The sequence below is a fragment of the Neobacillus drentensis genome (assembly GCF_021560175.1).
GTDB lineage: Bacteria > Bacillota > Bacilli > Bacillales > Cytobacillaceae > Neobacillus > Neobacillus drentensis_A.
Genome location: NZ_CP091110.1, coordinates 4,316,791 through 4,341,831 on the forward strand (window position 1 = coordinate 4,316,791; position 25,041 = coordinate 4,341,831).

Genomic DNA, 25,041 nt, shown 5'->3' on the forward strand with positions numbered 1-25,041 from the left:
CAATTTTTTCATAGAGAGTAGAAAGGAAGGAAATCATTATGTCTGAACAATACAAATCAAGAGAGGAGCGCAGAAAGCAACTCCAATCCAAAGGCAAGAAAAGTAAACAAAAAAAACCACGCGGACTAGTTAAGAAGATTTTTTTAAGTCTTGTTGTCCTCGGAATAATTGGATTACTTGCCGGAGTGGGGACTTTCGCTTACTTCGTTAAGGATGCTCCTAAACTTGATCCGAAATTATTAAAAGATCCTATCCCTTCAAAAATTTTAGATAAAAATGATAAATTGATTACTGAAGTAGGTGCTGTAAATCGAGAATATGTAAATTATAAAGACATTCCTAAAATACTTGAAGATGCTGTGTTAGCGACAGAAGACTATCGTTTCTATAAGCACCATGGAATTGATCCAATTCGTCTCGGCGGCGCCGTTTTAGCCAACTTCCAGCATGGATTTGGTGCAGAAGGCGGAAGCACCATCACACAACAAGTAGTTAAAAATGCTTTCTTAACTCAAGAAAAGACGTTAAAAAGGAAGGTTCAAGAAGCATGGCTTGCCTATCAGCTTGAGCAGCAATATACAAAACACCAGATCTTTGAGATGTATGTAAATAAAGTGTATGTATCCGAAAACAGCCATGGTCTTGCTACTGCTGCCGAAATCTATTATGGCAAGGAATTAAAGGACCTTACTTTGGCCGAGGCTGCTCAAATTGCCGGGATGCCACAAAGTCCTAATACCTATAATCCGTTTAATCATTCCGATTTTGCAGAAAAAAGACGTAATATCGTTCTATCATTAATGTATAAGCATGGATATATATCAAAGCAGCAAATGGAAGAAGCTGAAAAGGTTTCTGTAGCAAAAGACGTGCTGCCACCTGAAAAACGTAAAGTTAATGATAATAATACTTATGACTCATTTGTGGATGCTGTCATTGATGAGGTTAAGGATACAACAGATTTTGATATTTTTACAGACGGTTTAACAATCTATACTACTCTTGATAAAGATGCGCAATTACATGTTAATGAAATCCTAAATACAAAGGATTCCGATATCATCCCTTACCCTGATGATAAACTTCAAGCTGGTATTGTGCTTCTTGATACAAAGACAGGAGAAATTCGGGCAATTGGGGGCGGAAGAAACCAACAAGTCCAACGCGGCTTTAATTATGCAATCGATACGAGACGCCAGCCTGGATCTACAATTAAACCCGTACTAGATTACGGCCCTGCAATTGAATATCTAAACTGGGGCACCTATGAAATGATTAACGATAAGCCGATTACTTATTCATCTGGTAAGAAATTTGGCAACTGGGATCAGAAGTATAAGGGTCCAATGACGATAAGAACGGCCCTGCAATTATCACGTAACAGTCCCGCTGTTCAAGCACTACAGCAAGTCGGGCTTGATAAAGCAAAAGACTTTGCCGTTAATCTTGGTATTCCTTTAAAAGAAATTTACGAATCCTATGCCATCGGCGGCTTTGAAACTGGGGTTTCCCCACTTCAAATGGCCGGAGCCTATGCTGCTTTCGGAAATAGTGGATTCTACACTAAACCACATTCAGTTAAGAAAATTAAGCTGCGAGACGGCACCATGATCGACACAGCCCCTAAACCAAAAGTAGTAATGAAGGATTCGACGGCCTTTATGGTTACCGATATGTTGAAGAGTGTACTGATTTCTCCTGGAACAGGTACACGGGCCAAAGTGCCAGGGCTTCCAATAGCAGGAAAGACAGGAACTACAAACTATACAGATCAAGAAATGGCTGAATGGAATATAAATAGCAGTTCTGTTCCAGATGCTTGGTTTACCGGCTATACGACCAATTATACAGCATCTATTTGGACAGGATATGAAAGCCGGAAAACTCCAATTACAGCTGAAGGCAGCAATCAAAGAATTGCTCAGCTGCTATTTAAGAATATAATGGCATATGTATCTAAGGACATTGACACTCCAGATTTTAAAATGCCGAATAGTGTCCAAAAGGTTCGAATTGAAAAAGGCACCATGCCTCCTGTATTGGCTAGTCAATATACACCTAGTAGTCAGGTATCAATTGAATACGCTGTTAAAGGGCATGCACCTAAAAGAGTATCTGAAAAATACAACAAACTTTCAGCACCTGTAAATGTTGTTGCTAAATATGATAATACAAGTGGAAATGTTGTCGTTTCATGGGATTATAACAATGCTGCTAACAAAGATATTCAATTTGATGTCACGGTTGACGGTACCCATTCGAATCATTCTGTTCAGTCTGGCAATAGCTTAACCTTTAAGGCTAACCCTGGAGAAAACTATACTATATCCATCTTTGCCTTTAGTGGATCTAATAAGAGTGATGTTGTTCATACTTCAATTGATATACCGCAAAATGAAGGACAGACTGACCAAGGAACGGGAACTACTCCCGGGACTGGTACTGAGAACAACAATGGTACTGGAAATGGAACTGGTACTGAAAACGGTAATGGGAACGGTAATGGGACTAATACCGAAAATGGCAATGGGACCGGAAATGGGACTGGTACTGAAAACGGTAATGGAACTGGAAACGGGAGTAATACTGGGAATACTGGAAATACCGGGAATACTGGAAATACCGGGAATACTGGAAATACCGGGAATACCGGGAATACCGGGAATACCGGAAATACCGGGAATAGTAATCAAGGAGGTACTACTCCTCCTGTTACAACCCCTGTAACTCCTCCTACGAATCAAAGTACAGGAAATCGTGGGGGAACGAATAGCCAGTAAGTTAAAAAAATCGTCTAGGTTACAGACCTAGACGATTTTTTTATAATATTGCTCTTTACAAATTGTTTTTCCTGCTCAAGCATTAATTCAGAAAGCTGTCGATACGAATGGTATAAACCGGGTCTGGAATTAATAAAATTGATCCTTTCTTCTAGATTAACCGGCTTAAATAAAAACTGGTCAAATCTAATTTCATTACTTGATAGAAAGGTTTCATGATTTGTTAGAAATAAAAATTGCAGGAAAAGGTTGATTCCCTTTTCCATCCATTCTTGTGTATTTTTTTGATCACGAACACGAAATAATGGGGAAAGTTGGCTTTGAATGAGCTCCCACTCAGCCAGTATTGCTGCTGCTGTTTCTTGACGACTATTCATACACCAGCCTTCCCTTTCATTCTCTTTTTACCTTCGCGACATAGCTCTAATAATGGACAGCTTGGACATTGTGGATTTTGTGCCTTGCAATGATAACGTCCAAAAAAGATTAATCGATGGTGTGTTAGGGACCATTCTTCCTTTGGAACCTTCTTCATTAACGTTTTCTCCACTTCGAGTACGGAATCCTTCCAACGGCAAATCCCAAGGCGTTTACTAACCCTTTCCACATGAGTATCTACTGCAATAGCTGGTATATTAAAAGCTACGGAAACGACAACATTGGCCGTTTTTCTGCCAACCCCCGCCAGTTTAGTCAACTCATCTCGATCTGTTGGAAGAATACCGTTATATTCATCTAATAACATTCGGCATAAACTCTGAATATTTTTTGCTTTATTACGATATAGGCCAATGGAGCGAATATCGTTTTGAAGTTCTTCGAGTGATACATTTAAGTAATCTTCTGGGGTTTTATATTTTTCAAATAATTGTTTAGTTACTTTATTTACAAGGGCATCCGTACATTGTGCTGACAATGAAACAGCAATAACCAGTTCAAATGGATTAGAGTGGTTCAACTCACAATGGGCATCTGGAAACAGATTCCCTATTTCATCTAAGCAATAACGGATTTGAGTATTATTCAGCATTAATCTCACCTGCTACTTATATAAAATGAAAGAAAACGAGAGCAGTTTCCCTCGTTCAATGGACTATTATTTTTGTTCTAACCAATTATAAAAAGGGACTGAAGGCTGATGGGCCTCTTTGTTAGTTTGTATCTTTTCCGTTTGTTTTTGCCGAAACTTACGACCATGATTTTTAGCCTGTTCAATGGTTTTAATCCCATTTTTCTTCCATTCAAAAAGGATTCGATCGATATAACGGAAGTTTAATTTTCCTGACATCACTGCCTCACGGAGCGCAGCTTTTATAATAATTGGGTCATGGTGATCATCATCCATCCACATCCCAAGCGATTCACACTCAAATGGAGAAAGAGGGCGGCCAAATTCTTTTTCGAAACAAGTATATACGTCAGTTTCTTCCGTTTTCTGTTCAGCTTGTCTTGTTACCTGGTTATTTAACAAAAACTGATCCACTAGTTTTTCCCACAATGGCTTTACAGAATATTTTTCAAAGCGGATGCCTTCATTACTATATTGATCAATTATTTCAATAAAGCCTCTTTGTATCAGCCTTCTTAGCATGTCATTACACTCAGCAATGGATACTGTCATTAAACCTGATAGCTCTTCTGGAGTAGGAAATTCATTTCCTTTTTCAATAAAAGTAATAATATTTAATAAAAGAACAAGTTCCGTCTCATTTAAGTTCAGATTTCGATATTCTGAAAACAGCAATGTAGGAATGGTAATATTCCCTTGCTGCATCCAAGCTACTATATTTGATTTCATGTTTCTACACCTCTTGATTAGTATAACATGAACCCACTTTTCGAGTAAGAGTATTAGGAAACCAACTTTGGAAAGAAAAACAAAAAGCCTGCAAATTGCAGACTTTTTAAATCACAATAATGATTTAGCTTTTAACCTTTGCTTTAACGAATTGATCCATTCGTTCCACAGCTTTTTCTAATAGTTCAAGTGATGTTGCATAGGATAGGCGGATATTATCTGGAGTTCCAAAACCTGAACCTGGAATGACTGCAACTTTAGCTTCAACGAGCAGGGCTTCAACGAAGTCATCAACGCTACTAAAGCCTGTCATCTCTGCTGCATTCTTTACATTTGGGTAAAGGTAAAAAGCACCCTGTGGCTTCACACAGGTAAATCCAGGGATTGCAACTAATTTATCATAGACAATCTCTAATCTATTCTCAAATGCCTGTCTCATTTCTTCTACGGGTTCCTGTGTACCATTGTAAGCTGCTATTGCTGCGTATTGGGCAGTTGTAGTCGGATTGGATGTACTATGACTGGCAAGATTGGTCATGGCCTCAACGATTTGTTTATTACCTGCAGCATAGCCAATTCTCCAGCCAGTCATTGAATGGGATTTGGATACCCCATTGATGACAATGGTTTGCTCCTTCAATTCAGGTGAAAGCTGAGCAATTGAAACATGTTTCGCACCGAAGTAGACAAGCTTCTCATAAATTTCATCAGAAACAATCAAAATATCTTTTGACAAACAAATTTTCCCTAATTCTAAAAGTTCTTGTTCAGTGTATAAAACCCCTGTCGGATTGCTTGGTGAATTGATAATCACGGCTTTTGTTTTATCCGAAATCGCTTCTTTTAATTGCTGAGGTGTAATCTTAAAATGATTTTGTTCAAGTCCTTCCACATAAACAGGCACACCACCTGCTAACTTTACTTGTTCAGGATAGCTAACCCAATAAGGTGTTGGAATGATTACTTCATCACCATCGTTTAGAATAACTTGGAATAATGTATATAAAACGTGCTTTGCCCCATTACCTACAATCACTTCATTAGGTTTGTAGCTTAATCCTTGGTCAGCCTCAAACTTATTAATAATTGCTTTTTTTAAGGCAGGCAGACCCGCAGAAGGAGTATATTTTGTATGTCCCTCGTTCATAGATTTTACAGCGGCATCTAATATGTGCTGGGGTGTATTAAAGTCAGGTTCCCCTGCCCCTAATCCAATAACATCTTCCCCTTTTTCTTTCAATTCCTTTGCTTTTGCAGTAATAGCTAACGTAGTAGATGGCGTAAGTGCCATTACCCGATTTGCAAGTTTAATTGCCATAACTCTTTCCTCCGATCTCCACTAGCTATAGATTTTCAATTTTTTTTAGCCATTCACCAGTTTCAAAGTGAACATAGTAATAATTTATTAAATTATTTTCAGAACGGTAGTAAATTTCCCATAATGGAATATTTTTTTCCATACCAAGCCGTACTGAAATAATCTTCTTAGGTTGTTTTTCCTGCAATAATTTTTGAATTGCTTCTTCTTTAGTGATTCCATCTTTCGCTTTTTTAATAATAACCTTTTTACTCTTTTCAGGAATCCAAACGATTACTTTACTGCCCTTTTTATTTTTCCCTTCAATCACATTAACTGTCTCAATGCCATTGTATATATGAAAGTCATCCACTTCACTCAACTGCACCTTATCTTTGGCAAGTGAAACAGCCTTTTTTTCAGCCGCTTTAACCGGTTGTACGGAAGAAAAATAGACTTTTAAAAACAATCCGATGATGACAATTAATACAATTACGGGAATGAGAATCCACTTTTTCATCATTCTTTCTCACTTCTTTTATGTACTTTGTATAGGTAAACCTCTTAATCAAGATTCTTTCTAAATTATTATAACAGGATAAATCAAGATGTGTTATCAATCTTCATCAAATTAGACAATTTTTTCAGTTTTCAATAAAAATATTCCTCATCCTTTAGTGGAATGGTAATAATCTCGTAATTTGATTCTGTAAATTTGATGGTGACAGTCCCATGTTTTTTTGTGAAATATACTTCAGACCAAATGCCTTGCAGGTCACGCAATAAATCTTGATCCAACTGATTTTCCTCTGCTCCAACAAGGATGGATATTTGTGGATTTAGAGATTGGATTAGCTGATCAGATAAGGAGTCCTCTGTAAGTCTATAAGGTATTTTAAAGACATGAACATCCTCTAAATGCTTCGCTAGAAATTTTTGTTCTGCCCGTTGACTAAAGGAAGTCATTAAAAATAAGTTATGTTTAAAAAAACGCAGCATCAAATCCAACCCTTCATGTTGTTCATTTCCTAGGAATTGAACATCAGCAAACATGTCAGGAAGGATTTCTTTCTTTGTACCTTCTTCCCAAACGGTAACAGGGATTTGATTGGACTTTTCTCTGGTTAAAAATGAAGAAACTTCAGGTGTGGTGACAATTTCTTTAATTTTATATTTGTTAATTAACTTATCGATTTTCTCTTTCGACGCCTTTTCACTATTATTCGTTAGAATTAATGTAGATAGCTTCTTAACATTATAAAGTGAAAGCCATCCTTCTAATTCAGAAATTTCCCCTTGTCCCCCGATATTTATTAAAATGTTTTCGTCATTTGGGCCTTGCACAAGCGTTGCTTCACCAGTAGCCAGGCCTAAAAAGGTGACTGCTGCTTGATGTTCCGTTAATTTGACATCAATTTTTTCAACCTCGGCAGGCAGAGAAGTTTCTGCCTTCACTGTCATGCTGCTTGGAATCAATAAAGCCAAAATCATAAGCAATATTCTCATACACATTCCTCCCAGATAATTATAGGATGTGTTATTTTCCAAATTTTATCATAACCATTTTTGGATAAACGATGCTAATTCCGTCATTTTTCCTTTTTTAACTGGGACTGGAGGGATTGATTTCAAAAAGGCCTTCCCGTACTGAGTGGTAATGATTCTTCTATCAAATACAATGATTACCCCGCGATCCGTTTCGGTCCTAATGAGCCGGCCAAAGCCTTGTTTAAAACGAAGAATGGCCTCCGGCAGTGAGTAATCTGAAAAAGCATTCCTTCCCTGCTGGACAATCAATTGACACTTAGCCTCTGTCAAAGGTTCATCTGGTGGACTAAATGGCAGTCTGACAATAACAAGGCAGGACAAGTCTTCACCTGGAATATCTACTCCTTCCCAAAAGCTGCTTGTTCCTAACAAGATAGCCTTTTCATAGCGCTGAAAATTTCTTGTCAATCGAGAACGGCTTCCACTTGAGATACCTTGAGCCATTAACACATATTCATTAAGAAAACCACTTTCTTTTATTAGTTCATAGGTTTTTTTGAGCATGTCAAATGCAGTAAATAGAATGAGCAGCCTGCCTTTTGTAGCCTCAGCAATGGTGATGATATGTTCGGTAATCGAAATGACATACTCCTCTAGTGAGACGGAGTTAATTTCCGGTAAATCATCAGGGATAAGAAGCTGAACCTGGTTTTTATATACAAATGGTGAGGGAATACTCACTTGGCCTGTAGCGTTTGCCTCAAGACCGAGTTCTCTCATGATATAATCAAAAGAATGATTAACCGATAAGGTTGCTGAAGTAAGGACTACCGCCTTCTTAGTTTGAAAGAACTTCTCTTTAAGGTGGACAGCTACAGTAGCTGGCTGAGCCAAAAAGGTTGTTATATTTTGTGGTGAACGGGTATCCATTTCAATCCATTTTACTTCCATTGAATCTTTAATAAAACAACTAATCAATATGGTTCGAAATTCATCAAGCTTAGCTATAAATCCAGACACATCCTCCACTTGATGAAGTTGAGGAATGGATAAAGTATTTTTCTCAGCTTTTAGCCAATTAAGCCGGCTGTCTATTTCATTAATTAGGTCCTTAAGTAAAAAAGACAACCTCTCGGCACTGTGGACAAGCGCCTTTCTTTCTCTGCCGCTATCAGTGGAGTTATATCGAACTTTTATCCGATTGATCCCTTTTTTATTTGCTGTCTTTGTTTTTGCATAAAGTGCCATTAATTTAAAAAACTCATCCAGCTCGTAATGTACATCTAATACTAATTGATTCAATTCAAAGGTAGTAACGAGTTTGGTTCCGGAAGCAGGAAGTCGTGATGTCAGTTGTTCCATGTCATAAAAAAGTTGTTTTTGCTCATAGGTACCAAATTGACTAAAGAGCAAACGGGCTGATAAATAATCCAATGTATAGCCAAAGTACCTGCTGGCTACTTTCTCCAAATGATGAGCTTCATCAATCACCACATATTCAGAAGCAGGTAAAATCGAACCCCCGCTTTTTATATCATTTAATAACAAGGAATGATTTGTGATGATGATATCCGCCGATTGGGCATTCCTTTTTGCCTTTTGATAAAAATCCCTGTCCTGCCATCCCTTATCCTCATATAGGCTCGTCTGTTCTTCCCTTATTTTATTCCAATAAAATTGGCCTCCACTCGATAGGTTCAATTCATCCCGATCACCTGTCATCGTTTCCGTTAACCACACTAGAATTTGCATTTTTGTTAAGGTAGTATCATAATTGTCGTTTTCATCCATCAATGTTTGGTGAAATTTTTCTAAATTTAAATAATGATTTCTGCCTTTTAATAGAACTGCTTCTATTTCAAACGGAAGAATGTTTGTAAGTAAGGGAATATCTTTATTTAAAAGTTGTTCTTGGAGTTGAATGGTATGGGTACTCACAATAATGGGCTGATTATTTTGCTTGGCAAAATAAGCTAAAGGCAAAAGATAACCAAGCGACTTACCCACGCCTGTTCCGGCCTCTATTAGCGTGTGCCTAGAAAGTTGAAGGGATTGATAGACCGTATCCATCATCTTGAATTGACCAGCACGCTTCACAAAAGACATTATGCTGTTTTGAATGAGCTCAACCTTTTCGTCATCACTTTCTGGATACTTAACTTTTTCCTTCTCTAAGATTTCGATTTCCTTTTCAATTGAGTCTTTCTTTAATGCAATATCGTTTATGATTTCAATTGAATCCAATAGGGCTGATTTTTCGAATGTATCCCCCATTTCTTCAAGGAACAATTGAAGATCACTTTTTAATCCTCCAGATAAATGGGTTAGCTGTTTTACTGTAATCGCCGGTAATAAAGAAAGCCGTCTCAACAGGATTAAAAAAAGCTCGGCTGTCACCAAGGCATCACTGTCTGCCTGATGTGGTCTGTCATGAGAAAGATTCTCTTTTTCTGCCAAATCTGAAAGCTTATAGCTGTCTGCCGTGGGATAAAGAATTCTAGCCATTTCCACGGTATCTAAAACGGACCCATAAAATCCTCCCGATCCTGCTTGAAGTAATTCTTCTTGAAGAAAGGAAAGATCAAACAAGACGTTATGAGCAACAAAATAGGCCCCTTCTAATAACGATTGAACCTTTTCGGTTATTTCGGTAAATAATGGTGCATCCTTGACCATTTCATTATTGATTCCAGTTAATTCTTCAATAAAGACTGGAATTGGTTTTTGTGGATTGATCAGCGACGAAAACTGTTCAGTGATTTTTCCGTTTTCTATCACCACAGCCGCAAACTGAATAATTTTATCACCCTTTTTTGGTGTATTACCCGTTGTCTCTAAATCAATCACAACAAATTTATTTAACATTTGTTACACCCCAAACCTTCGTTCATTAAACGGCAACATAACTTTTCCATAATGATTTAAATTCTACCACTGTCGACTGGATTTTTAAAATAATAAAAAAATCCCCAAAAAATGGGGACCTTACATAATGGTATGTGCGGGTTCTGCATGTAGAAGATCTTTAATCTGATTGTTCTCATCCATAATAGCTACTTTTGGTTTATGAGTTTTAACTTTTTCATCCGGTACCAATGCATATGAAATAATAATCACCGTATCACCCACTTGAACAAGCCGAGCAGCTGCGCCATTTAAACAAATGACCCCGCTGCCTCTTTTACCTGGAATAATATACGTTTCTAACCTAGCTCCATTATTATTGTTCACAATTTGTACTTTTTCATTTGCTGCCATTCCAACAGCATCAATGATATCTTCATCTATCGTAATACTGCCAACATAGTTTAAATTGGCTTCAGTTACCGTTGCACGATGGATTTTGCCATTCATCATAGTACGAAACAAGTTTATTCCTCCTCTTGTGAAGCTTTTCTAATCTATTTGAATCATGATATTGTCGATTAATCTTACCTTCGAAAATTTTACAGCAACAGCAATAATAAGGGAACCTTCTATTTTTTCCAATGGTTTTAAAAATGGATAAGAGAGAATTTCGACATAATCTATTTCCCCATTAGACTCACTTGTAATCAATTCTTTGATCATAGTAGTAAGAACAGCAGGATTTATCTCACCATCATCAATTGCTTTCTTTGCTGTTTGCAGACTTTTATAGATAATTGGAGCCTGCTCTCTCTCTTCCGCTAATAAGTTAACATTTCGTGAACTTTTTGCTAACCCGTCCTTTTCTCGGACAATGTCCACCGGAATTAAGTGAACGGGAAAATTAAAATCGGAAATTAATCCATCAATCACTGCCACTTGCTGAGCGTCCTTCTTACCAAAATAGGCTCGTGTAGGCATCATGATATGAAATAACTTGGTAATAACTGTGGCAACCCCGTCAAAATGACCTGGGCGTGACTTACCGCATAGTACATCGGTTCGTTCCTGAACCATTACTTTAACCGATGGCTCTCGAGGGTACATCTCCTCTACCGAAGGATAAAAGAGGTAATCTACTTTTTCACCTTCTGCTAAAGCACGGTCTCGGTCAAAATCGCGGGGATAGGTAGAAAAGTCCTCCTTTGGTCCAAATTGTAAAGGATTAACAAATATACTTACCACCACGACATCATTTTCTTTTCTTGCCTTAGAGATAAGCGTTAAATGACCCTCATGAAGAAAGCCCATGGTAGGAACAAAGCCGATCGACATTCCCAACTCTTTATGTTTCAGTATTTCATTCTGCATCTCATTTATGGTAGTTATGACTTTCATTTTTTTCCTCCATAAAGAACTTTCAGTTCCTCTTCCTTCATAGTAAAGGAGTGTTTATCTTCCGGGAATTGATTATTTTTCACTTCAGATGTATAGGCCTGAATCGATTCAATCATAAATGGGTTTACAGAATGGTATTGCTTCACGAATTTAGGCACCCTTTCAACACCATAGCCCAATACATCGTGATAAACCAAAACCTGTCCATCTACATTTACCCCTGCTCCAATTCCAATAACAGGGATGGAAATAGATTTAGCTATTTCCTCTGCCAGCTGTTTTGGCACACATTCAAGCACTACTGCAAAGGCTCCGGCTTCCGCAACTTTCTTAGCATCTTCTACTAATTTTCGGGCCGCTTGTGCATCTTTTCCCTGCACCTTATAACCGCCTAATACACCAACAGACTGAGGTGTTAAACCTAGATGCCCGCACACGGGAATACCCGCTTGTGTTAAAGCAGATATCTTTTCTATTACACCATCTGCCCCTTCCAGTTTAATGGCATGCGCTCCTGCTTCTTGCATCAGCCTTCCAGCATTGATGAGAGTGTCTCTAACAGAAAGATGGTAAGCTAAAAATGGCAGGTCTGTCACGATAAAGGTATCTTTTGCCCCTCGTTTTACTGCTTTGGTATGATGAATCATGTCTTCCATCGTCACAGGGATCGTTGAGTCATAACCTAGAACCACCATGCCAAGTGAATCTCCGACGAGAATCATGTCAACTCCGCCCTGTTCCGCTTGTTTCCCAGATGGATAATCATAGGCCGTAAGCATAACAATTTTTTCATTGTTTTCTTTCATTTTTAAAAAGTCAGTGGTTTGCTTCATCATTATTCCCTCCTTAAAGATTGGGAGAGGTGATAAAACGCCAATTAAGAGCAAATAAAAAAGATCCTTCTTAAGGCAGAGGATCTCAATCGTTACTCATGTGCATCTTCATCCCTCTGTCCCGGTCCGTTATACGGATCTAGGCAGAAACCTTTTTAATTGTAAGTTAGTATCCCTAAAAGGTGCAGTTCCGTGGAGATACTGCCCAAGGAAATTATAGCATTTTAACAGAAAAGCGCAAGAACCGTTTTGGTACTTGCGCTGACAAAAATATTTTATCATCTAATTTCAATATCTGCTGAATAAATATGGTGAATAAATCCGTTCTTATCCTCTAATTTTAAAACACCATCATCAGTTATTCCTAATGCCTTTCCCTCAATCACATTGGTTAGCGTTCTTGCCGTAAGGTTTTTACCTATGCTAATAGCATATCCTTCCCATAGAAGTTTAATAGGGAAAAATCCTTGCTCGAGGTAAAGCAAATATAATTTTTCAAAATGCTTAAAAACACTCTTGATCAATTCTGCCCGGGAAATAGGTGCGCCGTTTTCAATCAAAAGGGAGCTTGCCTTATTATGAAGCTCTGACGGAAAGTCTTCTTTTTTTTGGTTAACATTAATCCCCATTCCAATAATAACAGAATGGATTTGGTCTGCCTCCGCTTGAAGCTCTGTTAAGATACCTGTAATTTTTTTGCCATTCAGTAATATATCATTGGGCCACTTAATCAGAGGCTCCAGATTTGTGACTTCTTCAATTGCCTGTACGATCGCCACTGCAGTTAATAGTGTTAGCTGTGGGGCTTTGGTTAAAGGAATATTCGGCCTTAGAATTAAACTCATCCATATCCCGCTATACTTTGGTGAATGCCAGCTTCGGTTCATTCTTCCTTTACCGGACCGCTGCTCTTCGGCAATAACGACTGTGCCTTCTGGTACGCCTCCATTTGATAGGTTGTGGGCAATCTTTTGAGTAGATTCTACACTTTCTTCATAATGAATATTTTTCCCGATAAAGTTGGTTAAGAGGCCAAGTCGAATTTCATCAGCTGTTATTCGCTCTGGAGTTTTGACAATACGATACCCCTTATTTCTAACAGCTTCTAATATGAAGCCTTCTTTTCTTAATTCCTCCATATGCTTCCAAACAGCCGTTCTTGAACAGCCGATTAGCTCTGCTAAATGCTGACCAGAGAGAAAAGATTCGCCGGCATTTGTGAAGGCATCGAGCAGTTTCTTTCTTATTTCTGACTGCACCTGATCAGCCACTCCTTAATCTTTTCTTTGTCGTTTTGGATGTCACCCACTAATATGGCACACTCTACTTTTAAAAGGGTATCCCGTAACCAAGGTCCTCCCTCGGTTTGGAACCATTCCATGATATCTCTACCTGTTACATTTATGTCATTGCGCTCCTTGATTGGCAGCTCATCATAAATCCGTAACCACTTTAAAAGTGAATTATTCTCGGTTAGACTGTTAAGAACCCCATAAAGCTTTTCAGTCGAGCTCAAGGCAGCTCTGCCTGCTGAATATAGGTCATAAATAGTCCATTCCTGCTCCATCCTTTTTTCTAAGTAAGTCAAGATTTGTTGAATCTCTTTGATCTCTTTAACTGGAAGCTTCCATTCTCTTAAAAAGACCTCAATAGACTTATCTTTTAGATTTAAGGTAAAAAGCAGTAACGACCACATTTCAATTTTATTAAGCCCTTTAAATGAAAAGGAGATGAATCTTTCGAGCGAATTTTTATGGTTTTTTAGGCCTGGCAGATAGACATATAAATGAGAATCAAGCAAAAGCCTAATGGCCGTGTTACCATTTTCCCCCATAAGCAGTTTTTCAAACTCTGCTCTAATTCGTTCTACCGCTATGTTTTTTAATAATGGAACAAGCTTTGCTATTGCTTGAAGTGTTTCTTCCTCAATTGCAAACGAAAGCTGGCTGACGAATCGGACAGCCCTCATAATCCTTAAAGCATCTTCCTGGAAACGCTCATTAGCAGATCCGACAGTCTCGATAACCTTATTTCGAATAGCAGCTGATCCATTATATGGGTCAATAATCTTACCATTTCGATCCATGGCGATCGCATTCATGGTAAAATCACGGCGTTTGAGATCATCATTTAGATTTCGTATAAAGGAAACCTCTTTTGGTCTACGATAATCTTGGTACTCTCCCTCTGTCCTAAAGGTGGTAATCTCGTAGGATTTATCTTGGAAAAGGACCAGCACAGTTCCATGTTCAATCCCAATATCAACGGTCCTTGGAAAGATTTCTTTCACTTCATTGGGTGTGGCAGATGTAGCAATATCTACATCACTGATTGATCTGTTTAAAAGATAATCCCTTACAGATCCGCCTACAAAATAGGCCTGAAAACCTGAATTCTCAAGCTGTTTAATAATTGGAACGGCTGATAAAAAAGGTTCGTTCATCTCATTCACCTTAATTCAATAGCTTCGCGTATATCTGCTCATATTGTTCCACAATATGTTCTGCCTTAAATTTAGTTTTAACAGTTTTCAATGCCTCAAATGACATTTTTTGATGCAGGTCTGCATCGTTTAGAAGCGATACAGCTTTACGTGAAATATCCTCGATATCGCCAACCTCACTAATATACCCAGAAACACCCTGCTGAATAACTTCCGGAATACCGCCTACATTCGTGCCAATACAAGGTACACCGCACGCCATAGCCTCTAAGGCAACAAGACCAAAGCTCTCCTTTTCAGATAACAGAAGCATTAAATCACTAATAGAGTATAGCTCCTCTAAATTCTCTTGTTTTCCTAGGAAGATTACCTTTTCTTCAAGCGAGAGCTGTCTTACGAGTTTACATACGATAGTCATTTCGGGGCCATCACCAACTAGCAGTAGTTTCGCCGGCATGACCGCAGAAATTTTGGCAAAAGTTTTTATAATGTCCGTGACCCTCTTTACAGCGCGAAAGTTTGAGACATGGATAACCACCTTTTCCTCATCACTAATTTGTAATTGTGATTTCAAGGAGGTGTCAGCGGTTTTATGATAAATTCTTTCATCAATAAAATTGTATACTGTTTCTATTTGCTTATCAGGATTAATAAGTTCGTAAGTTTGATTCACTAATGCTGTTGAAACGGCCGTGACACTATCTGATTTCTCTATTCCGAATCTAATTGCATCGGTTAAGGATGGGTCATACCCTAAAACTGTAATATCTGTCCCATGTAAGGTTGTGACAATCTTAATTTCCCTTTTTGACATTTGCTTTGCTAATATAGCACAAACAGCATGTGGAATCGCGTAATGGACATGGAGAATATCCAATTTTTCACGATCAGCTACTTCTGCCATTTTACTCGCTAAGGCAATATCATATGGGGGGTATTGAAAAACTGAATATTGATTAACTTCGACTTGGTGATAATGGATATTATGGTACATCCTGTTTAAACGAAAAGGGAGACTTGACGAGATGAAGTGGATTTCATGCCCCTTCTCAGCAAGCATTTTCCCTAATTCAGTAGCAACAACTCCCGACCCACCAACAGTCGGATAGCAGGTAATTCCAATTTTTAGTTTCCGCATGGTTCTTCTCCTAGTAAATCATGTTTCAAAACAAGCGGCACCTTCGTCTTAAATCCTTCAGCATAAGACACACCAACCAGTTTTCCAAACATTCTTTCCCTTGACTCGACCGTTTCGATATAATCATTCACAAGCGGTGTTTGAACACTTTCCGTTGTTAATTCAAACTGGCTTCGATAAGCCCTTAAGGAGGCCAGCTTTTTATCCATCACTGGTGTAATATCAAAGGTAAAATCAGGTTTATGAAATCCGTTTATCATATAAAAGTACATTTTTTCCACGCGATGCGGTTCGTTCCATTCATCTGTTCGATATTTTCTAATCCCAGCAGAAAATATCGCTTCCTCGACAATTTTCGCACAATTCCCATGATCCGGATGCCGATCTTCCGAATATGGAGCAAACACTATCTTCGGTTTGTACTTTCGAATGGTTTCGGCAACCTTTTGAATATACTCTTCTTTTAGGAATAACCCTCTATCCGGAAAACCTAGCGAAGTACGGACTGATACACCTAAAATATCTGCCGCTCTGCCAGCTTCCTCTTTTCTTAGGACTACATTTCCATTGGAAGATAAATCAGCATCGGTTAAATCACAAATACCTATCTGTTTTCCTTCTTCCGCTAATTTCGCAATGGTACCAGCCATGCCGATCTCTACATCATCAGCATGTGCACCAAATGCGAGGATATGTAATTGATTAAGCTTCATTAACATCACCATTCTCTTTAGCTACATTTCTCCATTCCAACAATCCCATTTCTAATCCTCTTATGAGTAATTCAGCAGTACCCATATTTGTTGCTAAAGGAATCGAATAGACATCGCAAAGTCTTACTAACGCTGTTACATCAGGTTCATGTGGCTGCGCGGTTAATGGATCTCGGAAAAAGAAAATGGCATCCATTTGATTTTTAGCAATCATTGCTCCAATTTCTTGGTCTCCACCTAGAGGTCCGGATTTAAAGCGGGTTACATCTAATCCTGTAGCTTCATGAATCCTTGATCCTGTGGTTCCCGTGGCAAATAAGGTATGTTTAGCAAAAATGCTTCGATAGGCTGTAACGAATTGTACTAAGTCATTTTTCTTTTGGTCATGTGCTATTAATGCTATATTCATATCCTTGCCCCTAATCTAATATATTTTCAAGTCCATAAACAAAAGTATTGTTCTTCATAACGGTTTCAACCGCAACTTTTACACCTGACATAAAAGAACCGCGGTTATAGGAATCATGCCGAATCGTTAATGTTTGTCCATCAGAACCAAATAAAACCTGTTGATGGGCAATTAGTCCTGGCAAACGAACAGAATGAATATGCATTCCATCGTATTCTCCGCCTCTTGCCCCTGTAATAGTTTCTTTTTCATTCGGATGACCTTGTTTTTTACTTTCCCTTACAGCAGAAATCATCTCTGCTGTTTTTACCGCGGTTCCTGATGGTGCATCAAGCTTCTGGTCATGATGCATCTCAATAATCTCAACATCTGCAAAGTATTTAGCGGCCATTTGTGAAAATTTCATCATTAATACAGCACCAACCGCAAAGTTTGGTGCAATGATACAGCCAAGTTCTTTTTCAAAGCAAAGCTTCTCAAGTTCCTCCAAATCCTGTTTGGTAAACCCAGTCGTTCCAACAACAGGACGAACATTATGTTCAAGTGCAGTTTTTGCGTGGTACATACCTACTTCAGGGGTCGTTAAGTCAATTAATACATCTGCTTCAATATCTAGGAGACATTTTTCAATGTCTGAATAAACAGGTACATTAGGAATGGATTGAAAACCTTCCACATCACTCAACATCATTCCATCATTCTTATGGTCAATAGTCGCAACTAGTTCAAAGTGTCCTGTATTAGTGACTAATTTGACTGCTTCACTGCCCATCCGACCGCGTGGGCCTGCAATGATAATTTTAATCGAATTCATATCTTCACTCCACACTCTCTTGATCAAGTCTTGTCCAACGGTTTTTATCCCTGGTATTAAATTTATTCATCACATAATCATGAGCCTCTTCTAAATCAATGTTTAAGGAATTAGCTAAACAAATTATGACAAAAAGGAGATCCCCAAGCTCTTCTTCAATTGCTTTTTCCGTCTCCGTCGACTTTTTCGGTTTTTCTCCATAATAATGGTTAACTTCCCTTGCCAGTTCACCAAGCTCCTCTGTAAGTCTTGCAAGCATAGCGAGTGGACTAAAATATCCTTCTTTAAATTGACTTATGTATTGATCTACTTCCGCTTGAAGCTCTTTCATCGACTTCCCGTTAGTCATTTCACTCCACCTCATTTTCGTAAACGGGCAATTTGCTTTTTATTAATATTCCTTATAATGTTAGCTAAATTACGCTTGATTTACAAATGTTTTCGCTTTTAAGAAGCGGTTTTCCTAGTTCACATTGCTCTTCATAACCTTATTGGTTATAATTAGAAAAGCCATTATAGAGAAAGAAGAAAAGAGGCGAAAAAAATTATGATCCTGGGTATGAAAATAAAGAATATACTATTTATCCTTATTGGTTCCGCAATTATGTCATTTGGACTAGTAAATTTTAATATGCAGAATAAACTTGCTGAAGGAGGATTCACGGGTATTACATTACTCGTCTATTTCCTGTTTAAATGGGATCCTTCTTATACGAACTTAATTCTTAATATTCCTTTGTTTTTTATAGGATGGAAGCTGTTGGGAAGGAATGCCTTTTTGTATACCATGATTGGAACGGTTGGGGTTTCGATTTTTTTATGGATATTTCAGCGCAATACAATTGAAATGCCGCTAGAACATGATTTAACATTGGCTGCTTTATTTGCTGGGGCTTTTACTGGGATTGGATTAGGTATTATTTTTCGATTTGGAGGTACAACCGGCGGGGTAGATATTATTGCACGACTTGTTCAAAAATATGCAGGCTGGAATATGGGAAAAACAATGTTTCTATTCGATGCCTGTGTGATTGCAATTTCATGGTTTACATACTTAAATTATAAACAAGCAATGTATACGTTAGTAGCTGTTTTTGTCGGTGCTCGGGTGATTGACATTATTCAAGAAGGAGCATACTCGGCAAGAGGGGCAATGATTATATCTGATCTAAACGAACAAATAGCTGCAAAAATAATGGCCGAGATGGACCGCGGTGTAACTGCTCTCAGAGCCTATGGCTCTTATACAAAAAATGAGCGTGAAGTGCTCTATTGTGTTGTGGCCAAAAATGAAATTATCCGATTGAAGAATTTAGTTACCTCAGTCGATCCACATGCCTTCGTCTCTATCTCCGTAGTCCATGATGTTCATGGAGAGGGTTTTACCCTTGATGAAAATAAAATGCCGATTGGCCAGTAAAAAAAAAGTCCCCACTTGAGATCTGCCTGTGAATGTTAGACATCAACTAACATTCACAGGCAGATAATTGTGAGGACATTTTTTTAATCGTCATTTCTATTCATTCCAGTAAAAATCAACACAAGTCTTAATAATTCTAATACGGCCACAGCGGCAGCTGCAACATACGTAAGTGCTGCTGCGTTTAATACCTTCCTTGCTTCTCTTTGTTCCCGATTACCGATTAATCCAAGTGAAACCACCTGTTTCATGGCCCGGTTTGAAGCATTAAACTCCACTGGCAGGGTAACCAGTTGAAAGAGAACAGCTGCGGCCATAAAAATAATTCCAAGCAACAATAGCCCGCTTAAATGAGCAAAGATACCAATCATAATCAGAATCCATGAAGCATTTGAACCTAGATTTGCAACTGGTACTAAGGCGTGACGGAAGCGTAGGAAAGCATATCTCTCTCCATCTTGAATAGCATGTCCACATTCATGGGCAGCAATAGCCGATGCTGCAATCGAATGTCCATGGTAATTTTCAGGTGAAAGACGAACAGTCTTACTTCTGGGATCATAATGGTCGCTTAAAAACCCTCGACCTTCTTCTACCGCTACATTATATAGTCCATTTGCATTTAGGATTTCCCTCGCAACATCAGCCCCTCTTCGATAGCTTGATGTTGGTACACGTGAATATCTTGCAAAAGTATTTTTCACTCTCATTTGTGCCCATAAAGGAATTAAAACAATGATTGCAAAGTAAATTAGATACATTGAGTCCTCCAAATCAGCTCGTGATGTTATTAGTATAGGTCTTGCCGATTAGACGCGTCAATCCTTTAAGTCTCTGGAACGGCCCTTCTTTAGTTCTTTATCTCCTTGGTACTTTCTCCACCCTACATAGGATAATGTCATGATAATAATACTTCCTGTTGAAATAATCACCCACCATAATGATGGATCTGCTTCATCCTCTTCCATATTGGCAAAAAGATTTTTAAGGTCAGTGTCAAGGGCATCAAGTTCTTGCTGGCTTTTTACATCACTAACCACTTGTGATTGGTATTCATTAATAAAGTCAATGCGTGCATCCAACCTTTGAATATTTTCCACAGGAACATCTATTTTCATACTTGGATAAATGACATTATATAAGGAGAGGAAGGTGTTAAAATTGGTATGGAAATGGGCAGTATCACCCATTAGGGCTGCTTCTTTCGCCTGGTGGAAGGAAGTCATGATTTGATCTTCCATTTCTGTCCATAAAGGTTGATGACTCGTTGCTAATGCATCAATAACAAGACGGAACTTAGTTAGTTTATTTAGTCTTTCTTCATATTTCATATTGGGACTTACGGCCGCTTCCATCGCCTCATCATGGGAGGTATTTACAATTCTAACCTCATCCATTGATAGCGGTTCTTCTGTCCCTTTAATGCTTGTAAATTGATCCGAAAAATAATCAAGCAATTTTTTTGCATCTTCATATCTTTGAAACTTCACCATTTGGAGAGCTTCATCCGAGATATCATCGAGCTTCTCCATTGGAGATTGCTGTTCGGCAAAAACAGTTATGGGAGTAAGCATCATGATCATTACAAAAAAAGATAACCATTTGGATTTCAAACCCTGTCCCCCCTTTCCTTACTAATAAAATGTATGTAGGGGTGGACAAGGTTAGACCATCTTCAACTATTAATTTTTAATTTAAAGCGGCCAGGCCTCATTCCTAAATAATAGGCGATGCCAATGGAGATACATGAAAGCCAAAAGGTAAAATAACCAATTTGCGGTATATATTTATCTAGCATTTGATAGCTTGGCATCATAAAAAAAACATAATCAATTACATCATTGTGGAATGTCCAAATCGCAGTCACAATTAAGTGCCAACCCTTGAATCGATAAAATGGCGCATATAATATCCCTTGAACAGCCATAGCAAAATGAGAGAAAATTAGCATGTAGCCAATCCAGTCCAGTTCTCCTTGGACAATGAAAACGAGTATGTTCATCACGACAGCCCAAATCCCGTATTTAAACAAAGTCACGATTGCGAGTGCTTCAATTAACGGCCAATTTCTTTTTAGTAAAAACGCCAGCAGGACAAGGACAAAAAATAAGCTCGCTGTTGGACTATCAGGTACAAAGGCAAGAAACACAGGCGGCGTTTCTCGTAACTGCCAGCCATACCAGTAATATCCATAAATCGTTCCAGCAATGTTAACAAGCAGTAAAAGTTTCATTACCGACCGATTAGACAGGAGAGGATAAATCCACCTCACAAATACTCCCCCTTTCAAGAAAAAAGCTGACGAATTTCCGTCAGCTTTTACTATTGCTTCAATTATTTTTTTCCAAGACCTGAGATATACTCAGAGAGTGTTTTAAGTTCCGCGTCGGTACCTTTAAAAACACCTGCTGGCATCTTTCCGCCTTTACCTTTTTTAGCAATCGTAGCCACTTCTTCTGCGGATAAGCCTGTACCAATTAGGGTAGGAGCACCAGCCCCACCTTGGAAGCTGTCACCATGACAGGTAATACACGTATTGGCGCTAGCGATTTTATATCCTGCACTATTCTTGTCAATTTCAACCTTGGCAACAATTTTACCTTGTCGTTCTGCAGCTGCCCAGTCATGTGTTGCAACTGACTGCCATGTTAAAAATACAGTTGCTGCAAGTGCTAACAGCATAAACCCGGTTGCGAACGGACGTTTTCTTGGACGACGTTCTGGTCCCCGATCAAGGAACGGAGCTAGTAGTAGCCCTCCAAAAGCTAAACCAGGCATAATCATTGCACCAATAACCGTATATGGGCCAGATGCAAATGAGTATTTTAATAATTGATACAAGAATAAGAAATACCAGTCTGGTAATGGAATATAACCTGTATCGGTTGGATCTGCTATCCTTTCAAGCGGAGCCGGATGGGCTACTGTTAAACATAAATAGCCGACAAGGAATACTGCTCCAACCATCCATTCTTTCAAAAGAAAGTTAGGCCAGAACGCTTCCGTTTTACCTGGATATTCAGAGTAATCTTTCGGAAGTTTTGGCGTCCGCATTTCTGGTGCTAATACACGTGAATCACCGACAAACTTCATACCTTTACCGCGATGCATTGAGCAATCCCCTCCTTTTTTCTGTAATAACCCTTACACTGTCAGAAAAAAATGTTTTTTAAAGCGGTCCAGAGATCCCTTGTCTACGAATCATGATAAAGTGTGCCGCCATTAATCCAAACAGCACTGCAGGTAAGAAGAATACATGAATCGCAAAGAATCGGGTTAATGTTTGAGCACCAACAATGTGTTCATGTCCGGCTAGTAAAACTTTTACATAAGATCCGATGAACGGTGTTGCCTCAGCAATTTGCAGACCAACTTTTGTAGCGAACAGCGCTTTCATATCCCAAGGTAATAGATAACCAGTAAAACCTAAACCGAGCATGACGAAGAAAATTAGTACTCCGACAATCCAGTTTAATTCACGAGGTTTTTTATAAGCACCTTGGAAAAAGACGCGCAACGTATGTAAAAACATCATTACAAGTACTAAACTGGCTCCCCAGTGATGCATTCCACGTACGATTTGTCCAAATGCAACTTCATTTTGCAGATAATAAACCGATTCCCATGCATTCTTAATGTCCGGTACATAATACATTGTTAAGAACATACCGGAAAGTATCTGAATAACAGTAACAAAGAATGTCAGACCACCAAAGCAATAAACAAACGCTGAAAAATGATGCGCTGGGTTTACATGCTCAGGAACTTCATGGTCTGCGATATCGCGCCACAGCGGCGTAATATCTAAACGTTCATCTACCCAATCGTAAATTTTGTTTAACAATGATTACGCCTCCTTCCGTGGTTCAGCTTTTCCTAAGTATAGATAGCCGCCTTTTTCCTTGTATGGGTATTCATCAAGCGGGGCTAACGGCGGTGTACCTGGAATATTGGTTCCATCCTTCTCGTAGCGTCCATAATGGCATGGACAGAAAAATTGGTTTGGATGATCCTTGTTCGTATTCCAGCCAACAGTACAGCCCAGGTGTTTACAAACTGGTGAAAGGGCAATAATTTTGTCCCCATCCTTATAAACCCAAGCGGTGTTCGTAACTTCTGACTCATACCATGCATCCTTTTGTTTAAAGGTAAAGTCTACACGAACTGGTTCATCGGTTAATTCAGAAACCTTTTGTTTGGTCGCGATGAAATTTCCGGCTGCTTCTCCTTTTAAAACAGGATCGACAGCAAATCTTACCATTGGCATTAACATTCCTGCTGCCATAAATCCGCCTACACCAGTTAATGTGTAGTTTAAAAATTGACGTCTTGAAACGCGTTCTTTACTCAAGCTTATCCCCCCCTTGTTCATAAGTTTTTAGTCCAACGGACACAATTTAAACACATATAAAACTAGGACATAACAATGATATATCAATCTTAAAGCAAGGTCAATATCATACTATTTTAAAAACATATAATATAGGTTGTTTTACTCGTTATTACTCCATTTCTGTGTGAAAATCGATAATAACTGCTTCACTTGACTATCAACAAGCTCAATTTTTTGAGTTTCACTCATGTTTCCAAGCGGCAGGGCTGGAAGCCAAATTAATGATCCGCCTATTCTGTTTTCATACATACGCCAATCAAGCTCAGAAGTTATGTAAAAAATGTGTTTAAATTCATTTTTTAAAACGGTTTCTTCCCATTTTAGTAATTCGCTTATTACCTCTTCCATATTATTGCTTTTTAGATAGGTAAAAGGAGGGAACATTAAGATTCTTCCTGTAAATTGCCTTTCAAGATAACCTGTCAAAAGCGAAATGAATTCAAATGCCGCAGCTGACTGTTTCATCTCCTCTCCAAACGATAAAGAGTAAACTGGAATAACCGCGGTATCAACGAACTCCTTGGCATTTAGATACGTTTCAACCTCTTGTGGTATCCATTTCATTCATTACACCAACCTTTTTAATTCACTAGTTCTATCATAACATTATCTCCCAAAAATATAAAAGATAAAGTAGAATATTTTGAAAGATTCTTCACATGCGATTGGGAGATTAAAAAATTGAAAAAGGAAGCCGGCTTAGCGCAGACTTCCCTTTTCCTGTGTTTGAGATAATTTATTTAATTTCTCGGTTAGCATTTGGAATAATTGCTGATCCTGTTGATCGAGAGCCTCATCAATTAACTCCATTAGTTTTTCCCGTTGAAAACGCTCGATGCTGTATTGCAATAATTGTTCGGCGACGATGCCATCCTTCTCATTTACCTGTAAATGCTTGGGAACAAACGGATTTTCCTCCAAAACTGCTGCATACTGATGTGCCTGATTAGAGGCATGAAAATTTAACTGAATAAAAATATCCTCGTCTCGATTCAGGCGAATATCATGAAAGGATTTTTCAGCATCGGTTGTCATGACATTTTCCTTATAAAAACGAAACGGAACTTTATCAACACAGTGTGTAGACATAATTAGACCGCGTGGACAATATTGTGCCTGCTCAACAAAATGTACCTTCTCCATTAATTGGTCGTGGCTCATTAGATAGTTTAAAATCCAAACACATTCTCTTCTTTTCAATTGATAATGATTTAAAAACCAGCGAATAAAATCCTTCTTCTCGTTGACAGAAACAGGGGTTGTCATGATA

27 protein-coding genes are annotated in these 25,041 nt (G+C 38.5%); 2 read left to right on the forward strand and 25 right to left on the reverse strand.

The features are described from left to right. Positions 1-38 precede the first annotated feature (38 nt). Positions 39-2,780 (forward strand): PBP1A family penicillin-binding protein, encoded by a 2,742-nt coding sequence (locus L1999_RS20410; RefSeq protein WP_235740247.1) that lies wholly within the window; start codon positions 39-41, stop codon positions 2,778-2,780. 14 nt (positions 2,781-2,794) lie between these two features. Here L1999_RS20410 and L1999_RS20415 read toward each other — a convergent pair whose 3' ends face one another. From L1999_RS20415 to L1999_RS20495, 17 genes are all read right to left on the reverse strand, one after another. Beyond that, on the reverse strand, positions 2,795-3,157 hold the full coding sequence (locus L1999_RS20415) for a YpoC family protein (RefSeq protein WP_235740248.1): 363 nt from the start codon (positions 3,155-3,157) through the stop codon (positions 2,795-2,797). Next, the gene (gene nth / locus L1999_RS20420) at positions 3,154-3,810 is read right to left on the reverse strand and encodes an endonuclease III (protein ID WP_235740249.1); all 657 of its coding nucleotides are present in this window, start codon (positions 3,808-3,810) and stop codon (positions 3,154-3,156) included. The genes L1999_RS20415 and nth overlap by 4 nt, the downstream gene beginning before the upstream one ends. A gap of 66 nt (positions 3,811-3,876) precedes the next feature. Then, a complete protein-coding gene (locus tag L1999_RS20425; RefSeq protein WP_235740250.1) occupies positions 3,877-4,578 on the reverse strand; it encodes a DnaD domain-containing protein in 702 nt (233 codons plus the stop codon). Positions 4,579-4,702: 124 nt separating this feature from the next. Beyond that, entirely contained in the window at positions 4,703-5,890 is a 1,188-nt protein-coding gene (locus tag L1999_RS20430) for a pyridoxal phosphate-dependent aminotransferase (RefSeq protein WP_235744410.1), read from the reverse strand. Between the two features lie 31 nt (positions 5,891-5,921). Then, on the reverse strand, positions 5,922-6,398 hold the full coding sequence (locus tag L1999_RS20435) for a cell wall elongation regulator TseB-like domain-containing protein (RefSeq protein WP_235740251.1): 477 nt from the start codon (positions 6,396-6,398) through the stop codon (positions 5,922-5,924). A gap of 128 nt (positions 6,399-6,526) precedes the next feature. Then, a complete protein-coding gene (locus L1999_RS20440; protein WP_235740252.1) occupies positions 6,527-7,381 on the reverse strand; it encodes a ComEC/Rec2 family competence protein in 855 nt (284 codons plus the stop codon). Positions 7,382-7,429: 48 nt separating this feature from the next. After that, positions 7,430-10,228, reverse strand: coding sequence for an ATP-dependent DNA helicase DinG (dinG, locus tag L1999_RS20445; RefSeq protein WP_235740253.1), 2,799 nt, complete (start codon positions 10,226-10,228; stop codon positions 7,430-7,432). 120 nt (positions 10,229-10,348) lie between these two features. Further along, entirely contained in the window at positions 10,349-10,732 is a 384-nt protein-coding gene (gene panD, locus L1999_RS20450) for an aspartate 1-decarboxylase (protein WP_235740254.1), read from the reverse strand. 27 nt (positions 10,733-10,759) lie between these two features. Further along, the gene (gene panC / locus L1999_RS20455; RefSeq protein ID WP_235740255.1) at positions 10,760-11,608 is read right to left on the reverse strand and encodes a pantoate--beta-alanine ligase; all 849 of its coding nucleotides are present in this window, start codon (positions 11,606-11,608) and stop codon (positions 10,760-10,762) included. After that, positions 11,605-12,441, reverse strand: a complete 837-nt coding sequence (panB, locus tag L1999_RS20460; RefSeq protein WP_235744411.1) for a 3-methyl-2-oxobutanoate hydroxymethyltransferase — start codon at positions 12,439-12,441, stop codon at positions 11,605-11,607. Before panB ends, panC begins: the two co-directional genes overlap by 4 nt. Positions 12,442-12,719: 278 nt before the next feature. Further along, a complete protein-coding gene (locus L1999_RS20465) occupies positions 12,720-13,700 on the reverse strand; it encodes a biotin--[acetyl-CoA-carboxylase] ligase (RefSeq protein WP_235740256.1) in 981 nt (326 codons plus the stop codon). After that, positions 13,685-14,884: a CCA tRNA nucleotidyltransferase gene (locus L1999_RS20470; protein WP_235740257.1), complete on the reverse strand. Its 1,200-nt coding sequence runs from the start codon at positions 14,882-14,884 to the stop codon at positions 13,685-13,687. The genes L1999_RS20465 and L1999_RS20470 overlap by 16 nt, the downstream gene beginning before the upstream one ends. Before the next feature lie 10 nt (positions 14,885-14,894). Next, the gene (gene bshA / locus L1999_RS20475) at positions 14,895-16,022 is read right to left on the reverse strand and encodes an N-acetyl-alpha-D-glucosaminyl L-malate synthase BshA (protein WP_235740258.1); all 1,128 of its coding nucleotides are present in this window, start codon (positions 16,020-16,022) and stop codon (positions 14,895-14,897) included. Then, a complete protein-coding gene (gene bshB1, locus L1999_RS20480) occupies positions 16,010-16,735 on the reverse strand; it encodes a bacillithiol biosynthesis deacetylase BshB1 (protein WP_235744412.1) in 726 nt (241 codons plus the stop codon). The genes bshA and bshB1 overlap by 13 nt, the downstream gene beginning before the upstream one ends. Next, on the reverse strand, positions 16,725-17,144 hold the full coding sequence (mgsA, locus tag L1999_RS20485) for a methylglyoxal synthase (protein ID WP_235740259.1): 420 nt from the start codon (positions 17,142-17,144) through the stop codon (positions 16,725-16,727). The genes bshB1 and mgsA overlap by 11 nt, the downstream gene beginning before the upstream one ends. A gap of 10 nt (positions 17,145-17,154) precedes the next feature. Next, positions 17,155-17,958, reverse strand: a complete 804-nt coding sequence (gene dapB, locus L1999_RS20490; protein ID WP_235740260.1) for a 4-hydroxy-tetrahydrodipicolinate reductase — start codon at positions 17,956-17,958, stop codon at positions 17,155-17,157. 4 nt (positions 17,959-17,962) lie between these two features. After that, positions 17,963-18,307, reverse strand: a complete 345-nt coding sequence (locus L1999_RS20495; RefSeq protein WP_235740261.1) for a nucleotide pyrophosphohydrolase — start codon at positions 18,305-18,307, stop codon at positions 17,963-17,965. Positions 18,308-18,505: 198 nt separating this feature from the next. Between L1999_RS20495 and L1999_RS20500 the strand changes: the two genes are divergently transcribed. Beyond that, positions 18,506-19,378 carry a YitT family protein gene (locus L1999_RS20500; RefSeq protein ID WP_235740262.1) on the forward strand — a complete coding sequence of 291 codons (873 nt, stop codon included), beginning with the start codon at positions 18,506-18,508 and terminating at the stop codon, positions 19,376-19,378. 83 nt (positions 19,379-19,461) lie between these two features. Here the strand turns inward: L1999_RS20500 and L1999_RS20505 are convergent, their stop codons facing one another. The 8 genes from L1999_RS20505 to L1999_RS20540 form a co-directional block, all read right to left on the reverse strand. Continuing rightward, positions 19,462-20,139, reverse strand: a complete 678-nt coding sequence (locus tag L1999_RS20505) for a zinc metallopeptidase (protein WP_235740263.1) — start codon at positions 20,137-20,139, stop codon at positions 19,462-19,464. A gap of 57 nt (positions 20,140-20,196) precedes the next feature. Beyond that, the gene (gene ypjB, locus L1999_RS20510; protein ID WP_235740264.1) at positions 20,197-20,991 is read right to left on the reverse strand and encodes a sporulation protein YpjB; all 795 of its coding nucleotides are present in this window, start codon (positions 20,989-20,991) and stop codon (positions 20,197-20,199) included. 62 nt (positions 20,992-21,053) lie between these two features. After that, entirely contained in the window at positions 21,054-21,650 is a 597-nt protein-coding gene (locus L1999_RS20515) for a lipoprotein heptaprenylglyceryl N-acetyltransferase LhaT (RefSeq protein WP_235740265.1), read from the reverse strand. A 62-nt stretch (positions 21,651-21,712) separates the two neighbouring features. Beyond that, positions 21,713-22,489 carry a menaquinol-cytochrome c reductase cytochrome b/c subunit gene (locus L1999_RS20520; protein WP_235740266.1) on the reverse strand — a complete coding sequence of 259 codons (777 nt, stop codon included), beginning with the start codon at positions 22,487-22,489 and terminating at the stop codon, positions 21,713-21,715. Positions 22,490-22,547: 58 nt separating this feature from the next. Continuing rightward, positions 22,548-23,222 carry a menaquinol-cytochrome c reductase cytochrome b subunit gene (gene qcrB, locus L1999_RS20525; protein WP_098530418.1) on the reverse strand — a complete coding sequence of 225 codons (675 nt, stop codon included), beginning with the start codon at positions 23,220-23,222 and terminating at the stop codon, positions 22,548-22,550. Between the two features lie 3 nt (positions 23,223-23,225). Then, complete coding sequence (locus tag L1999_RS20530; protein WP_251028649.1) at positions 23,226-23,750, reverse strand: QcrA and Rieske domain-containing protein; 525 nt, start codon at positions 23,748-23,750, stop codon at positions 23,226-23,228. 120 nt (positions 23,751-23,870) lie between these two features. Then, positions 23,871-24,335, reverse strand: coding sequence for a YpiF family protein (locus tag L1999_RS20535; RefSeq protein ID WP_235740267.1), 465 nt, complete (start codon positions 24,333-24,335; stop codon positions 23,871-23,873). A 135-nt stretch (positions 24,336-24,470) separates the two neighbouring features. After that, complete coding sequence (locus L1999_RS20540) at positions 24,471-25,037, reverse strand: ReoY family proteolytic degradation factor (RefSeq protein ID WP_235740268.1); 567 nt, start codon at positions 25,035-25,037, stop codon at positions 24,471-24,473. Positions 25,038-25,041: the final 4 nt, after the last annotated feature.

Coding starts and splice junctions, on each gene's coding strand:
- L1999_RS20410 (WP_235740247.1), top strand. CDS start 39: ATGTCTGAACAATACAAATCAAGAGAGGAGCGCAGAAAGCAACTCCAA.
- L1999_RS20415 (WP_235740248.1), bottom strand. CDS start 3,157: ATGAATAGTCGTCAAGAAACAGCAGCAGCAATACTGGCTGAGTGGGAG.
- nth (WP_235740249.1), bottom strand. CDS start 3,810: ATGCTGAATAATACTCAAATCCGTTATTGCTTAGATGAAATAGGGAAT.
- L1999_RS20425 (WP_235740250.1), bottom strand. CDS start 4,578: ATGAAATCAAATATAGTAGCTTGGATGCAGCAAGGGAATATTACCATT.
- L1999_RS20435 (WP_235740251.1), bottom strand. CDS start 6,398: ATGATGAAAAAGTGGATTCTCATTCCCGTAATTGTATTAATTGTCATC.
- L1999_RS20440 (WP_235740252.1), bottom strand. CDS start 7,381: ATGAGAATATTGCTTATGATTTTGGCTTTATTGATTCCAAGCAGCATG.
- dinG (WP_235740253.1), bottom strand. CDS start 10,228: ATGTTAAATAAATTTGTTGTGATTGATTTAGAGACAACGGGTAATACA.
- panC (WP_235740255.1), bottom strand. CDS start 11,608: ATGAAAGTCATAACTACCATAAATGAGATGCAGAATGAAATACTGAAA.
- panB (WP_235744411.1), bottom strand. CDS start 12,441: ATGAAGCAAACCACTGACTTTTTAAAAATGAAAGAAAACAATGAAAAA.
- L1999_RS20470 (WP_235740257.1), bottom strand. CDS start 14,884: ATGAACGAACCTTTTTTATCAGCCGTTCCAATTATTAAACAGCTTGAG.
- bshA (WP_235740258.1), bottom strand. CDS start 16,022: ATGCGGAAACTAAAAATTGGAATTACCTGCTATCCGACTGTTGGTGGG.
- bshB1 (WP_235744412.1), bottom strand. CDS start 16,735: ATGAAGCTTAATCAATTACATATCCTCGCATTTGGTGCACATGCTGAT.
- mgsA (WP_235740259.1), bottom strand. CDS start 17,144: ATGAATATAGCATTAATAGCACATGACCAAAAGAAAAATGACTTAGTA.
- dapB (WP_235740260.1), bottom strand. CDS start 17,958: ATGAATTCGATTAAAATTATCATTGCAGGCCCACGCGGTCGGATGGGC.
- L1999_RS20495 (WP_235740261.1), bottom strand. CDS start 18,307: ATGACTAACGGGAAGTCGATGAAAGAGCTTCAAGCGGAAGTAGATCAA.
- L1999_RS20500 (WP_235740262.1), top strand. CDS start 18,506: ATGATCCTGGGTATGAAAATAAAGAATATACTATTTATCCTTATTGGT.
- L1999_RS20505 (WP_235740263.1), bottom strand. CDS start 20,139: ATGTATCTAATTTACTTTGCAATCATTGTTTTAATTCCTTTATGGGCA.
- L1999_RS20520 (WP_235740266.1), bottom strand. CDS start 22,489: ATGCATCGCGGTAAAGGTATGAAGTTTGTCGGTGATTCACGTGTATTA.
- L1999_RS20530 (WP_251028649.1), bottom strand. CDS start 23,750: ATGAACAAGGGGGGGATAAGCTTGAGTAAAGAACGCGTTTCAAGACGT.
- L1999_RS20535 (WP_235740267.1), bottom strand. CDS start 24,335: ATGAAATGGATACCACAAGAGGTTGAAACGTATCTAAATGCCAAGGAG.
- L1999_RS20540 (WP_235740268.1), bottom strand. CDS start 25,037: ATGACAACCCCTGTTTCTGTCAACGAGAAGAAGGATTTTATTCGCTGG.